The organism is Paraburkholderia sp. GAS334, assembly GCF_050436625.1.
Classification (GTDB): domain Bacteria; phylum Pseudomonadota; class Gammaproteobacteria; order Burkholderiales; family Burkholderiaceae; genus Paraburkholderia.
Window position 1 is genome coordinate 1 of sequence record NZ_JBNDMO010000063.1, and the last position, 13,302, is coordinate 13,302.

Below are 13,302 nucleotides of genomic sequence, written 5' to 3' on the forward strand. Positions count from 1 at the left end.
AATGGAGAGCCGGATGCGCTGAGAGGTGCACGTCCGGTTCGGGGAGGAGAAACAGGGAAATAGTTCGACTACGCCCTGTTTCTTACTCCACTGAAAGTTCGCGGCAAGTGGGTTTACCTTTATCGATCGGTTGATCGGGCCGGCCAGACCGTCGACTTCATGCTCAGCTCAAAGCGCGACGTGGCCGCGGCCAAAGCCTTTTTCAGAAAGGCGATCAAACATCAGGACCAGCCGCCGAAGACCATCACGCTCGATGGCTATGCAGCCTCACACCGCGCTGTGCGCGAGATGAAGGATGATGGCCTACTGCCCAAGGACACGAAGATCCGAACCTCGAAATATCTCAATAATCTGATCGAGCAGGACCATCGCTACATCAAGTTCCGGACGAGCGTCATGCTCGGCTTCAAACGTTTCAGGAGCGCCGCGATCACGCTCGCAGGCATCGAGTTGATGCATCGCATTCGCAAAGGGCAATTCTCGCTAACCAGCTTGCGACTCAAAGACACTGCCGCGCCCGCTGTCTGGAATTCCGTCCTTTCTGCTTGATAAGGTATCCTGCTCATATCAGAAATCTCGTCAAAACTGCCTATTTGCACCAGAGCCCGCTGTTCGACCGTCGGCAGCGACGCCGTGTTGTCGGGATAGAACGCATTCGCGCGGGCGACGAACGCCGCGATCTCAGGTTCCAGCATGGCAGCACCTCCTGCGTCGCAGCGTACCGCGGATACCGTGTGAGCGGAAGCGCAGCCAGAACCTAGCCGCGCGCCTTCGACGGCAGCCCAATCACCCGCCCCTGCCAGGCGCCCGGCGGCAACGCCGCATGGGCGTCGCCCAACGCCCGCACGCGCGCCTCGATGTCGGCGTCGAACGGCGCCGCCTTCGGGCCGCCCGTGTCGACATGCAGCAGCATCTGCTCGCTGGCCGCGACGGGCTCGGCGCCGTCGTCCGCGAACATTTCGAGGTAGATGTGCAGCCGCTTCGCGTCGTGGGCGACGAGCCGCACGTCTACCCGCACCGGCGTGCCTTCCCTCATTTCGTGCAGATAGTTCAGGTGCGCTTCGAGCGTGTAGATCGACCGGCCGCGTGATTTGCGGACCGCGTCGTCAAGGCCGATGCGGTCGATCAGCGCGTCGGTCGCGAAGCTGAAAATCAGCATGTAGAACGCGTCGCGCAAATGACCGTTGTAATCGACCCATTCGGCGCGGACCTCATCGCGGTACACCGTCAGCGGCGCGTTGTCCGGCATGTCGTCTCCCTTGTCCTGTGTGCGGATTCGCTCACTCTTCCGGCCGCAAGCCGTGCCGCGCCTTCGCCGCGTCGATCGCCGAGAGCACGCTCGTGATGCAGTCGTCGCGATAGCGCTCGAGCGCCTTAATCGAGCGTGGCCCCACCTGCTCGGCGGTGCCGTTCACGACGCGATCGATCAGTTCGTCGGTGAGCGGCGGCGCGACGAGCTTCGTCCAGGGCAACTCGAGCGCTGGCCCGAACTGCTGCATGAAGTGTCGCATACCGGCGTCGCCGCCCGCGAGCGTATAGGTCAGGAAGGTGCCCATGAACGACCAGCGGATGCCCGCGCCGAAGCGGATCGCATCGTCGATTTCGCCGGTGGTCGCGACGCCTTCGTTGACGAGGTGGAGCGCCTCGCGCCACAACGCTTCGAGCAAACGATCCGCGATAAAACCCGGCACCTCCTTGCGCACCCGCAACGGCCGCATGCCGAGCGAGCGATAGATACGGATGGCGGCGTCGATCGTCGCAGACGCCGTCCTCTCGCCGCCGAGCACTTCGACGAGTGGCAGCAGATACACCGGATTGAAGGGATGCCCAACGACGCACCGTTCCGGATGCTCGGCACGCGCGTAAAAATCGCTGGGCAGGAGCCCCGAGGTCGACGACGCGATGATCGCATCCGGCTTTGCCGCGCGGCTGATCTGCTCGTGGAGCGCGAGTTTCAGGTCTTCGCGCTCGGGAGCGCTCTCCTGAATGAAGTCCGCGTGAGCGACGCACTCCTCGATCGTTTTGACGAAGCGCAAGCGTGCCTGCGAAGCGCCCTCCTTCAACCCCACGCGTTCGAGCGCGGGCCATGCATTGGCGACGTTATCGCGCAACTGCTTTTCCGCGCCGGGCGCGGGATCCCATGCGAGCACATCAAGTCCGTTCGCGAGTGCGCGCGCCACCCAGCCGCTGCCGATCACCCCCGCCCCGATTGCCGCAAATGTCCTGATATCGACGATCACTGCCATTAATGAAAACCCTTCATTCAGATGGTTTTTACGTACGCATCGTGCTCAGGCGAATTGCGCCATCTCACGACGTTCAAGCTGACGTTCACCGCGCGCCGGCAGGTCAAGCTTGCGGCGCCCTTCGGCGGGTGTGAGCGCCCTGCCGCCGAGCCGTTCGATGATCTCGACCGCACGCTGCACGAGCGTGCCGTTGGTCGCGGGCACGCCACGATCCAGCCAGATGTTGTCTTCCAGACCGACGCGCACATGGCCGCCCAGCAGCATCGCCTGCGCGACCATCGGCATCTGCATGCGGCCGATGCCGAAGCCGGCCCACTGCGCGCCGGCGGGCAGGTTGTCCACCATGGCCTTCATCGTGGTCGTGTCGGCGGGCGCGCCCCAGGGAATGCCCATGCACAGCTGGAACAACGGCGGCGCATCGAGCAGCCCTTCTTTCAGAAGCTGTTTTGCGAACCACAGATGGCCGGTATCGAAGATTTCCAGCTCCGGCTTCACGCCCAGTTCCTGGATGCGCCTGGCTCCAGCGCGCAACTGGGCGGGCGTCGACACGTAGATGTAGTCGCCGTCGCCGAAATTGAGCGTGCCGCAGTCGAGCGTGCAGATTTCCGGCAGCAGTTCCTCGACGTGCGCAAGACGCGTCAGGCCGCCGACCAGATCCGTGTTCGCGCCAAAGCGCATCGGATCCTCGCCCGGTCCGATCTCAAGGTCGCCGCCCATGCCGGCCGTCAGATTGATGATGACGTCCGTATCCGCCGAGCGGATGCGATCGACTACCTCGCGATACAGGTTCGGGTCGCGGCTGCCGCGTCCCGTCTTCGGATCGCGCACGTGGCAGTGGGCCACGGTCGCGCCAGCCTTTGCCGCTTCGATGGCTGCATCGGCGATCTGTTTCGGCGTGACCGGAATCGACGGATGCTTGCCGACGGTGTCGCCGGCGCCCGTGACCGCGGCGGTTACGATGACTTCGTAGTTCATGCGTACATGTCCTCTTCGATGATCGGATCGGCGCTCGTTCAGAGGCCGAGGTAGGCCTTGACAGCCGGCAGGCCGTCCTTGCCGTCATAGGTCTTCACGCCGGCGAGCCATGCGTCGAGCACCTGTGGGTTCTTCTTCAGGTAGGCCTTTGCGGCTTCGGCCGGTTTTTCCTTGTTCATCACCGACTGCATCACCTGGTTTTCTAGCTGCGTCGTAAAGCGCAGATTCGTCACCAGCTTGCCGGCGTTCGGGCAGCGCTGCAGAAAATCCGGCGACGTCAGCGTGTACACGCGCGCTTCGCCATAGTTAGGACCGAACACATCGTCGCCGCCAGACAGATAGTTCATGCTGAACTGGATGTTCATCGGATGCGGCTCCCATCCAAGAAAGACCACCCACTTTTTGTCGCGGATCGCACGCTCGACTGTCACCAGCATCCCGGCCTCGCTCGATTCGATCAGCTTGAAGCCGCCGAGCCCGAACTGGTTCGTGTCGATCATCTTCTGGATCTTCGCGTTCGCGCTGCTGCCAGGCTCGATGCCATAGATCTTGCCGTCGAGTTCCTCGCGATGCTTCGCGATATCGGCGAAAGTCTTCAGGCCCGCCTGATACTCATAGCCCGGCACGGCGAGCGTCGCTTTCGCGCCGGAGAGATTCGGCGGTTCGAGCACCTGGATCGCCTTGGCCTGCACGAACGGTTGAATCGCTTTTTCCTGCACCGGCCACCAGTAGCCGAGCGAGACGTCGAGCTGCCTGCTCTTCAGGCCCGCAAACGAAATCGGCACCGAAGCGACGGTCGTCACCGGCTGATAGCCGAGGCCTTCGAACACGGTCGTGGCAAGCGCCGTCGTCGACGTGATATCGGTCCAGCCGATGTCCGCAAAATGCACCGCGCGACAGGCCGGCGGGTCCTGCGCGAAAACCGGTGACGCGAGCAGGCTGACGAGACAACTGAAACCAGCGGATAAGGCTTTGACGCGTAACTTCATGACGATCCCCTCTCTGACACGCTATTCGGCGTGTTTCGAATCAGGCCGCACGACGGGCGGCTACCTGGACATCCCTCGACACCGTAAGACAAATTGCATGAGGTAAAAGGTACAGCCCCATATTGTCCCCAAAGCGACCGCCAGCGACCCGTTCTTGCTCACGTGCGACCATGAGGGAAAACCAGCATGGCGCGCCGAAAGCCCGCGGCACGGGCGTCACGCGAATATTGACGGCCTTGCCGCAGAGCGCGCCGCTTGCTACCCTCGGCGCACTCCCCAGCGGCACTTTTCATGGTGCGTCTGCCCCTGGCGTGGTCCGGAAGACGCCCACGGACCAGGGCGGAATACCCTGCGTCACACACGTTGCTCACCCGATGCCTCAAGACATTTCGTTTCTGCTGCTGCCGGGCTTTTCCGCGATCGGCTTCATGTCGGCGGTCGAGCCGCTGCGCGTCGCGAACCGGTTTCGCGGCGAGCTGTATCGCTGGCAAATTCTGAGCGCCGACGGCGCGCCGGTGAGCGCAAGCAACGGCATCTCGCTGAACGCAGAGGCCGCGTTCGCCGATGTCGCGCAGGCGGACACGGTTTTCGTGGTGGCGGGATTCGAGCCGCTCGCCTGCTACACGCGCGCGCTCGGCGACTGGCTCAAGCGGCTCGACCGCGTAGGCGCGACGCTCGGCGGCATCGATACGGGCAGCTTCGTGCTGGCCGAAGCGGATCTCTTTCGCCAGGCCGATCGCCTCACCTTGCATTGGGAAGCGCTGTCCGCGTTTCGCGAGCGCTATCCGTCGTTGCAGGCGAGCCAGGAACTGTTCGAAATCGGCACGCAGCGCATCACGTGCGCGGGTGGCACGGCCTCGATCGACATGATGCTCGACCTGATCGCCCGCAGTCATGGCGATGCGCTCGCATCAGAGGTATCGGAGCAGTTTGTGTTGAGCCGGATCCGGCAGCGCTCGGACCATCAGCGAATGGAAATCGCCGCGCGCTATGGCGTGCACAATCCGAAGCTGATCCAGGTGATCGGTGCGATGGAGCAGCACATGGAAGACCCGCTCGCGCCCGACGAACTCGCACAGGAAATCGGCGTGACGCGCCGTCATCTGGAACGGCTCTTTTGTTCGGCGCTAAACGACACGCCGACGCATTTCTATCTGCAGCTAAGGCTCACCCGTGCGCGCGAGCTGCTGCAACAGACCGACATGTCGATCACATCGGTCTGCGTCGCGTGTGGCTTCGAGTCGCCGTCGCATTTCTCACGCACCTATCGGGCGCGGTTTGGCGCGAGCCCACGACGCGATCGGTCCGCATCGTCGCGGCCGCCGGGCAGCTAAGCCGGCGTCGACCGGATCATGATGCGAACCGGCACAACACGCGCCGGTTCACCTTCCCTCGATGCAACCTTAGAACGAATGCCGCATACCGATGCGGACGTCGGCCTGCGTGGTGGTCGACGATGGCGTGAAGCTATAGCCGATCACCGCGTCCACGCCGCTCGATGCCTTGAGGTAGTCACCCGAAATATACACGTCAGTGCGCTTCGACAGCAGATAGTGCAGCCCGGCCGACACCTGGTTCCAGTGATGGCCTTCGAAGTTCGTGTACTGATAACCGCCGATCGCGCTGAAGGCCGGCGTGACCTGCCAGTCCGCGCCGCCTTCGGCCACCCGCATGTGCGACGACTGGCCAAGGCCCTTGATCGTCGTGTACGTGAAGTTGCCCATCAGCGTGACGTCGCCGATCGCGTAGCTGGAACCGATGCCGAACGTGCCCTGCTTGTCGACCGGGAACGGGTTTTGCGAATAGAGACTGGTGACGGCGCCCGTTGCGGGATCGACGCTGACCGTCGGCTGGCCGAGGAAGGTGTGTACGCCGATCATCGCGTACGGATCGAACGCATAGATACCGTGGGGATCGTTCAGCTGCGTGTAGGCCGTACCGACCGTAAATTGCCCGTTAGCGTAGTGCGCGCCGACGCTCCAGGCGCTTTGCTCATGGAAATTACCCGCGATGTTGCCGAACGAGTACATGCCACCGAACATGAAGCCGTGAAACTCGTTCGACAGGAACTTGACCGCGTTCGGCAGACGGTCGCCGTTGAAGCGGTCGAAGTCGCCCTGGTGGATCGCATAGCCGCTCGCCCATGCGGAGATGTTGTACGAGTAGACCATCTCTTCCGTCATGTCGAGCTGGTTACCGAACGACAGCGTACCCCAGTCGTTTTTCAGGCCGACATACGCCTGCCGCCCGAACAGCGAGCCGCCGAATCCAAGCTGGCCGTTGCTCAGGTGAAAACCGCTTTCGAGCACGAACACCGCAGACAGACCGCCGCCGAGATCTTCCGAACCCTTGATACCCCAACGGTTGCCGTACGAAACGCCGTCATCGAACTTGATGACGTGCGAGCCGCCGGTGTTGGAGACATAGGTGATCCCTGCATCGATGATTCCGTATAGCGTCACGCTGCTTTGCGCCTCGCTTACGCCTGGCACGCTTGCGAGCGCAAGCGCGACGCCGGAGAGTGCTGCGGCATTCAGTCTTCTCATTGTGTGTTTCTCTCTTGCCTGTCGGTTGGGGAAGAGGATTCCACGCAATGGCGCGGAACCATCCGAGCTTGCTTGACTGACGCGCTGACCATGAAGCATCCGGTCAGGCGCTCATCGCGTGAACCACCGTTCGCGCGACAGTAAGGCACAGTACAAGCTCATATTTCCCGTAACTCGACGGCAAGCGACGTCGATTGGTCCGATTACGACAACGTGTAGAAACGCGACGGGATGCCGCAAGGCAGCGAGCGCGACACAGGTGTCGCGCTCGCCTGAGAGGGAAGTTGGCGCGCGAAGCTAGTGGATGCCCAACGACGCATGCACGGCCTGCAGGCCGTCTGCGCCGGCCGCCGTGGTCACGCCCTTGAGCCAGGTCTTCAGCATCTCAGGGTTCGCCTGCAGCGCGTGCAATGCCGCCGTGTTCAGATCTACCTTGTTTTGCAGCACATTCGTGATGATCTGGTTTTCGAGGTCGACGTTGAACGTCATCTGCTGGAACAGGCGCGCGAGGTTTGTGCACTGGTCTGCGAAGCTCGCGCGCGTCACGGTGTTGACCGTCGCACCGCCATAGTTCGGCCCGAAGTACGCATCGCCACCGGACAGGTAGTTCAGATGGAACTTCGTGTTCATCAGATGCGGCTCCCACGCGAGAAATACGATCCACTTGTGGTCGCGCACCGCGCGTTCCACCTGGGTCAGCATGCCGGTCTCGCTCGACTCCACGAGCGACCAGTTGCCGAGGCCGAACGCCTTGTCCGAAATCATCTTCTTGATGTTCTGGTTAGCCGGCGCGCCCGGTTCGATCCCGTAGATCTTGCCGCCGAACTCGTCAGCATGCTTCATCAGATCGGCGAACGAGTGCACGCCGGCAGCCGCAACATAGTCGGGAACAGCAAGCGTAAACTTCGCATTGGTGAGATTCGCGTGCAGCACGTCGATCGAATGCTCGTCGACAAACGGCTTCACGAGCGGTCCCTGCGCCGGCATCCAGTTGCCGAGGAACACGTCGATTTGCCCTTTCTTGAGGCCTTGATAGGTAATCGGCACCGACAGGTTCGACACGCTCTGCTGATAGCCAAGCGCTTTGAGCAACACGCCAGCGACGGCGTTGGTCGCGTCGATATCGGTCCAGCCGGGGTCGGCCATGCGCACCTGGGTGCAGCTCTGCGGCTCTGCGGCCGCGACGGACGTAGCCGCGACGGCCGATATGCCGCACGCCGCGGCGAGCATCAGGGAGAACAGGAATGTCCAGCATTTTTTCATGGCCGGCTCCGGGGTCGATCAGTCTTGTCGTGACAGATTGAGGTCAAGGTGTAACGCGTGGGAAGCGCGCCATCGCTTCCAGCGTGTCGAGTTCGATGTGATTGCGCATGTAGCGCTGGCTCGCATCGGCAAACGGCTGCCAGTCCCACGACTGGATGCGGCCTTGTGTGGTCGCTTCGAAATGAAAGCGCCGGCGCCGCTGGCTGGCGAGTACGTCCTGATGCAGCGCGGGAAGGTTCCAGCGGCGTGCCACTTTCTCGCGGAATGCCGCAAGCGGTTGCGCGGCGCCAGGATCTCCTGCCAGGTTATGGACCTCCTGCGGATCCCGGGCGAGGTTGTAGAGCTGGTCGGGATCCACGGGCGAGTGGATGAACTTGTAGTCACCGTTGCGGATCATCACGATCGGGGCGATGGCGCCTTCCGCCAGATATTCACCGATTGCTTCGCCCTGACCACCCTCCCCGCGCAGATGTGGCACGAGGCTGCGGCCATCGACCGGGTCCGGCCAGCGGGTGCCGCGCGTGCCCGTCGCGAGTTCGACGAGCGTGGGCAGCAGGTCCACATGCGACACGGGCGCCGCCACGCGGCGCGCACCGAAGCGCCCCGGTGCGTGAACGATCAGCGGCACACGCACGCCACCCTCGAAGAAGGTCATCTTGTACCAGAGGCCGCGTTCGCCGAGCATTTCGCCGTGGTCGGATGTAACGATCACGATGGTGTCGTCGGCGAGGCCCGTGTCGTCGAGCGCGTCCAGAATGGCGCCGAACTGTGCGTCAACGTATGACAGTGCGCCGTAATAGGCGTGGCGCGCGTTGCGCACCTGTTGCTCTGTCGGCGGCGTGCGGTCCGTTTCGCACACGTGACGCAGTCGGCGCGAATGCGGATCGCTGTCCTCGTAGCTCAGCGAGGTTTTGGGCAGATGGATGTCTTCATCGCGATAGAGGTCCCAGTATTGACGCGGAATCGCGTACGGGTCGTGCGGGTGCGTCAGCGACGCAACGAGGCAGAACGGTCTGTCGTCCTTGCCGGCCTGCCGTTCGCGCGCGATGTCGAAGAGCTTCTGACGCGCGGTAAACGTCACCTCATCGTCGAAATCGAGCTGGTTGGTGCGCACGCATGGGCCCGCATCCAGCACCGAACTCATGTTGTGATACCAGCTCGGACGCTCACCGGGCCGGTCCCAGTCGGGCACCCAGCCGAAATCGGCCGGATAGATGTCGGTGGTCAGGCGTTCTTCGAAACCATGCAGCTGGTCGGGGCCACAGAAATGCATCTTGCCCGACAGAATCGTGCGGTATCCGGCTGCGCGCAGGTAGTGCGCGAAAGTCAGGGTTTGCGCCGGAAATTCGGCGGCGTTATCGTAGGCGGCAATCTTCGACGGGAGCTTGCCCGCCAGCATCGAAAAACGCGCAGGTGCGCATAATGGGCTCGCGCAATACGCCGAATCGAACACCACGCCTTCACGGGCAAGTGTGTCGATGCGCGGCGTGAGCGCGACCTGGTGGCCGTATGAGCGCAATGCGAACGGCGTCATCTGATCCGCCATCAGGATAAGGATATTCTGCTTTGTGTTAAGGCTCATGGACTGGGTCGATTAAAATCGTCGGGATTGCCCTGCGTGCTGTCGTCGGCTTGACTGGCGACGTAGCCACGGGTGAGCACAGGTGTATGCACTATTGCCGCTTAATAAAGCGGTGTGAAGGCGCTGAACGCTTATAGACCCATAAGGGGGACTTATGCCGAGACAGGATCGACTGCCGCCGATGCAGACGTTATCGGTATTCGAATCGGCGGCACGGCTTGCGAGCTTCACCGCTGCCGCGCGCGAACTGGGTTCGACGCAGCCTGCCGTCAGCCAGCGGGTGGTGCAACTGGAAACCGATCTCGGCACGCCACTGTTCGAACGCGGACATCGCGGCGTCACGCTGACCCCCGACGGCGCCCGCCTTTTCGAGGCCGTGCGCCAGGGGCTCGACACCATTCGCGTGGCGACGGCCGATATCCGCACCCGCCGCGCGACAGGCGAACTGACGATCCTGACCGACTTCGGCTTCGCGACCTACTGGCTGATGCCGCGCCTGACGCGCCTGAAGCATCTGATGCCCGACGTCAACGTCAGGATCATCACGTCGCAGCCTGGCTACGACCCGCAACGGGACCACGCCGACATCGCGATCGCGTTCGGCGACGGCAACTGGGCGCCCTGTACGTCCACCCGGCTTTTCCGCGAGGAGGTCGCGCCGGTTTGCACGCCGGCCTTTCGCGATGCACACCCCGACGTGTCGCACGCCGCGGATCTCGCGAAATTGCCGCTCCTGCATCTGCAACCGACGGAACCCGAGCGCTGGCTGGCGTGGAATGGCTGGTTCGCGGCGCAGGGCCTGTCGCCGCCGGCGGACCAGCACGGCATGACGTTCAACAGCTATGCGCTGGTGATTCATGCCGTGTTGATGAATCAGGGCGTCGCACTGGGCTGGACGCCACTGACTGACGATCTGCTTGCAACCGGGCAACTGGTGCGGCTGCTCGACGCGCCGGTTGTGACCACGCGCGGCTACTTTCTGGTATGCCCGCTGGCGCGTCCCGAGGCGCCTGCCGTACCGCTCTTTCGCCGCTGGCTGTTCGAGGAATGCGCCGAGGCGGCCTGACATGGCATGACGGATTGCTGCGCCCGCCCAGGGCGCTGACGCGTCGATACCATGGGCGCGGCGCATTGATTCTATTCGCGCGGAATCTGGACTGGTCTAGTTCAGCATCCCGCGCGCTCCCGTTGTTTCGCCTGCGTGCGGATTCCATACTGAATCAAGGACCCGCATGCCTGCTACCGATCGCCCCCACCAGTTCGCCCTGACGCTCGACTGCCCCAGCGCGGCGGGTCAGGTCGCCGCCGTAGTCGGCTTTCTCGACCGGCATCACTGCTATATCGATGAACTTGCCGTTTTCGACGACGACATCAGTTCCCGGTTCTTCGTGCGGTGTGTTTTTCACGGCGTCGGAGTTGCGTCCGATGCCACGCTGCATATCGATGCGCTGCGGCGCGAGTTTTCCCCGATCGCCGCGGACTTCCGCATGAACTGGGCTATCCACGATATCGCCGCGCGGCCCAAGGTCTTGATCATGGTGTCAAAGCTTGAACATTGCCTGGCGGATCTGCTGTTTCGCTGGCGCATGGGTGAGTTGAAGATGGACATCGTGGGGATTGGGTCGAATCATCCTGACTTCGAGCCTCTGGCAGTTCAGCATGGTTTGCCGTTCTGGCATCTGCCTGTCAGCGCGGAGACGCGGGATTCGCAGGAAGCGCAGATGCTTGATCTGTTTGAATCTCCCGCCACTCCGCGCTGGTCATCCATCCACGCGACCAAATCATGTCGCGCCACTCCGGGGATTCCCACGTTCCGATTCGCTGAACGTTGTCCACTCCAAACTGTGCCAACGGCACGCGACGGAAACGGTCGTTCCACACGTATAACGCGACGCCCAGCACCACAAACGCGGTGATCCAAAAAACAAGTTCGAGCGAGTTCATCTGATCTGCTTTTCCTTCCTACAGGTCGGGGTGACCCGCATAGCAACCAACCAAAGCAAAGAGTGCCGTGAATTCGTGCTGGCAATCTTCACACACGTATTCCTGATGCACCGTCATACTTCCGATCGCGCAAGCGCCCATCGAGACACGCTGAAGAAATCCGACTAGACGCATTGCTTTCCTCTTTTCCTAGGCGATGAGTACTTCGGCTGGAATCTTCAACTCGCGATTCAGACGGCGAATCATGGCAAGGCTTAGCCCGCGTTTTCGATTGAGCACTTCGTAGACTCTGTTCAGGTTGCCAAGATACGGCTGCATGTCGCTGGCAGACAGTCCGGCCTGCTCCATGCGGAACTTGATGGCCTCAATGGGATCGGGAAGATCGAGCGGAAAGTGCTCAGCTTCATAACGCTCCACCAGGGTGGCCAACACCTCCAAACGGTCTCCTTCCGGAGTGCCGGGAGCCGGGTCGGCGTCGACCAGGCCAGATACTGTCTGCAAGGCTTCTTTGTAATCGTGTTCGTTGTGAATTGGACGGATTTCCATCTTGGTCACTCCAGTTCTACGGTTTCAGCATCAATCCTGTCGTACTCACCATGCGTTCCGACGAACTTGATGTAGACGACCCCGATGCGATACGCGACCGCAACAATCAGCCTGTAGTCGTTTCCCTTGATGTTGAATACCACACGGTTTCGGCCAACAAAGCTCGCGGTCGCATATCTGGCCTTTATGTCCTGCGGCGTCATCCAGACGGCCTTTACCGCTTCCTCATGCCATGCCAGCAGCGACTGCCGCGCGATCGGATGCTTGTCGCAGAAAGCCAGGAGGACTTTTTTCGCAATGATTCGCATTGATGCATCTTAGTCCCATTTTGGGACTAAGGCAAGTGTCAAACCTCGGGCACGGTCCTTGAACTCGGAACACCCGCCGTTTCGACCTCCATTCCGATCAGGTTTGCGAACATATGGCCGAAAATCGCTTCGCGCGCGATATGAAGTCCGCGTTCCTCGGAAAAATGCCGGCCGCGCGAGTCGGCGACGGATTGGACACACGCGGCGCAGACAGCAATCGCGGGAAAAGCAGTAGCCTGTCGGCTTCCGGCTGACAGGAGCACACCATGTGCGGTCGCTATTCCCGTGGGCAGAAAGACCTGTTCTACGTTGAACCCCTCATGACCGACGCGAACGATCCGCGGTTCAGCGGGCATCCCGAGATTTTCGCGCCGAGCTGGAACGTCTCGCCAGGCACCCGGCAACCGGTCATTGGACCGGACGGCCCGCGACTGGAAATGTGGGGCTTCCGTCCCGCCTGGGCAGTCGCGCGCAAGATCCCGATGATGATCAATGCCCGCCTCGACAACGCGACGTCGAGTACATGGAAAGCGCTGTTCAAGTCCGGCCGCGTCATTGTCCCCGCCGACGGCTGGTATGAATGGTTGCCGATGGCCGGCAAGAAACAACCCTACTTCATCCAGGCCAACTCCGGGCCTCCGGTGTACTTTGCGGGGCTGAGCAGTGCGCGTCCCGACGCCCCCGCGCAAGACGCGGCACCCGGCATCGTCTTTGGTTTCGTCCTGGTGACGGCGCCGGCGGAAAGCGGCATGCTCGACGTGCACGATCGCCGGCCCCTTGTGTTGACCAAGAGCGCGACAGGCCCCGTCCTTCAGGGCTCAGGATTACCCACAAGTCTGTAGGTGACGGTGTGTGTTTTCGCTTGTAAACGGGTGGAGTCAATGTTAACTTCGGCCCATCCTG

General features: G+C 62.0%; 12 protein-coding genes and 2 pseudogenes. 5 read left to right on the forward strand and 9 right to left on the reverse strand.

From position 1 onward, the window contains the following. Window positions 1–84: 84 nt before the first annotated feature. Window positions 85–549 (forward strand): annotated as a pseudogene (locus P3T21_RS37435) (IS6 family transposase); the annotation flags it as partial. Window positions 550–757: 208 nt separating this feature from the next. Here P3T21_RS37435 and P3T21_RS37440 read toward each other — a convergent pair. From P3T21_RS37440 to P3T21_RS37455, 4 genes are read right to left on the reverse strand one after another with little or no spacing between them, the layout of a single operon-like run. Continuing rightward, entirely contained in the window at window positions 758–1,249 is a 492-nt protein-coding gene (locus P3T21_RS37440; protein WP_429260892.1) for a thioesterase family protein, read from the reverse strand. A 31-nt stretch (window positions 1,250–1,280) separates the two neighbouring features. Continuing rightward, on the reverse strand, window positions 1,281–2,246 hold the full coding sequence (locus P3T21_RS37445; RefSeq protein WP_429260893.1) for an L-carnitine dehydrogenase: 966 nt from the start codon (window positions 2,244–2,246) through the stop codon (window positions 1,281–1,283). Window positions 2,247–2,291: 45 nt separating this feature from the next. Then, window positions 2,292–3,221, reverse strand: a complete 930-nt coding sequence (locus P3T21_RS37450) for a 3-keto-5-aminohexanoate cleavage protein (RefSeq protein WP_429260894.1) — start codon at window positions 3,219–3,221, stop codon at window positions 2,292–2,294. Between the two features lie 38 nt (window positions 3,222–3,259). Beyond that, window positions 3,260–4,210: a choline ABC transporter substrate-binding protein gene (locus P3T21_RS37455; RefSeq protein WP_429260895.1), complete on the reverse strand. Its 951-nt coding sequence runs from the start codon at window positions 4,208–4,210 to the stop codon at window positions 3,260–3,262. Window positions 4,211–4,584: 374 nt separating this feature from the next. Here P3T21_RS37455 and P3T21_RS37460 point away from each other — a divergent pair, with 374 nt between their 5' ends. Continuing rightward, window positions 4,585–5,544: a GlxA family transcriptional regulator gene (locus P3T21_RS37460; RefSeq protein ID WP_429260896.1), complete on the forward strand. Its 960-nt coding sequence runs from the start codon at window positions 4,585–4,587 to the stop codon at window positions 5,542–5,544. A 69-nt stretch (window positions 5,545–5,613) separates the two neighbouring features. Here the strand turns inward: P3T21_RS37460 and P3T21_RS37465 are convergent, their stop codons facing one another. From P3T21_RS37465 to betC, 3 genes are all read right to left on the reverse strand, one after another. Beyond that, a complete protein-coding gene (locus P3T21_RS37465; protein ID WP_429260897.1) occupies window positions 5,614–6,756 on the reverse strand; it encodes a porin in 1,143 nt (380 codons plus the stop codon). Window positions 6,757–7,053: 297 nt separating this feature from the next. Next, window positions 7,054–7,986: a choline ABC transporter substrate-binding protein gene (locus P3T21_RS37470; RefSeq protein ID WP_429260901.1), complete on the reverse strand. Its 933-nt coding sequence runs from the start codon at window positions 7,984–7,986 to the stop codon at window positions 7,054–7,056. A 76-nt stretch (window positions 7,987–8,062) separates the two neighbouring features. Then, on the reverse strand, window positions 8,063–9,601 hold the full coding sequence (gene betC, locus P3T21_RS37475; RefSeq protein WP_429260898.1) for a choline-sulfatase: 1,539 nt from the start codon (window positions 9,599–9,601) through the stop codon (window positions 8,063–8,065). Between the two features lie 154 nt (window positions 9,602–9,755). Between betC and P3T21_RS37480 the strand changes: the two genes are divergently transcribed. Beyond that, window positions 9,756–10,667 carry a choline sulfate utilization transcriptional regulator gene (locus tag P3T21_RS37480; protein ID WP_429260899.1) on the forward strand — a complete coding sequence of 304 codons (912 nt, stop codon included), beginning with the start codon at window positions 9,756–9,758 and terminating at the stop codon, window positions 10,665–10,667. A gap of 166 nt (window positions 10,668–10,833) precedes the next feature. Then, window positions 10,834–11,343: pseudogene (locus P3T21_RS37485) on the forward strand (formyltetrahydrofolate deformylase); the annotation flags it as partial. Window positions 11,344–11,734: 391 nt separating this feature from the next. On the opposite strand, the gene P3T21_RS37490 reads toward P3T21_RS37485, so the two are convergent. Together P3T21_RS37490 and P3T21_RS37495 are read right to left on the reverse strand one after the other, a co-directional pair. Further along, window positions 11,735–12,091: a helix-turn-helix domain-containing protein gene (locus P3T21_RS37490; RefSeq protein WP_168788769.1), complete on the reverse strand. Its 357-nt coding sequence runs from the start codon at window positions 12,089–12,091 to the stop codon at window positions 11,735–11,737. Window positions 12,092–12,096: 5 nt separating this feature from the next. Continuing rightward, the gene (locus P3T21_RS37495) at window positions 12,097–12,399 is read right to left on the reverse strand and encodes a type II toxin-antitoxin system HigB family toxin (protein WP_169491228.1); all 303 of its coding nucleotides are present in this window, start codon (window positions 12,397–12,399) and stop codon (window positions 12,097–12,099) included. A gap of 266 nt (window positions 12,400–12,665) precedes the next feature. Between P3T21_RS37495 and P3T21_RS37500 the strand changes: the two genes are divergently transcribed. After that, the gene (locus tag P3T21_RS37500; protein WP_429260900.1) at window positions 12,666–13,241 is read left to right on the forward strand and encodes an SOS response-associated peptidase; all 576 of its coding nucleotides are present in this window, start codon (window positions 12,666–12,668) and stop codon (window positions 13,239–13,241) included. The last annotated feature ends 61 nt before the right edge of the window (window positions 13,242–13,302 follow it).

Excerpts from the sequence above, each read along its gene's own strand:
- P3T21_RS37440 (WP_429260892.1), bottom strand. The coding sequence starts at position 1,249 with ATGCCGGACAACGCGCCGCTGACGGTGTACCGCGATGAGGTCCGCGCC.
- P3T21_RS37445 (WP_429260893.1), bottom strand. The coding sequence starts at position 2,246 with ATGGCAGTGATCGTCGATATCAGGACATTTGCGGCAATCGGGGCGGGG.
- P3T21_RS37450 (WP_429260894.1), bottom strand. The coding sequence starts at position 3,221 with ATGAACTACGAAGTCATCGTAACCGCCGCGGTCACGGGCGCCGGCGAC.
- P3T21_RS37455 (WP_429260895.1), bottom strand. The coding sequence starts at position 4,210 with ATGAAGTTACGCGTCAAAGCCTTATCCGCTGGTTTCAGTTGTCTCGTC.
- P3T21_RS37460 (WP_429260896.1), top strand. The coding sequence starts at position 4,585 with ATGCCTCAAGACATTTCGTTTCTGCTGCTGCCGGGCTTTTCCGCGATC.
- P3T21_RS37465 (WP_429260897.1), bottom strand. The coding sequence starts at position 6,756 with ATGAGAAGACTGAATGCCGCAGCACTCTCCGGCGTCGCGCTTGCGCTC.
- P3T21_RS37470 (WP_429260901.1), bottom strand. The coding sequence starts at position 7,986 with ATGCTCGCCGCGGCGTGCGGCATATCGGCCGTCGCGGCTACGTCCGTC.
- betC (WP_429260898.1), bottom strand. The coding sequence starts at position 9,601 with ATGAGCCTTAACACAAAGCAGAATATCCTTATCCTGATGGCGGATCAG.
- P3T21_RS37480 (WP_429260899.1), top strand. The coding sequence starts at position 9,756 with ATGCCGAGACAGGATCGACTGCCGCCGATGCAGACGTTATCGGTATTC.
- P3T21_RS37490 (WP_168788769.1), bottom strand. The coding sequence starts at position 12,091 with ATGGAAATCCGTCCAATTCACAACGAACACGATTACAAAGAAGCCTTG.
- P3T21_RS37495 (WP_169491228.1), bottom strand. The coding sequence starts at position 12,399 with ATGCGAATCATTGCGAAAAAAGTCCTCCTGGCTTTCTGCGACAAGCAT.
- P3T21_RS37500 (WP_429260900.1), top strand. The coding sequence starts at position 12,666 with ATGTGCGGTCGCTATTCCCGTGGGCAGAAAGACCTGTTCTACGTTGAA.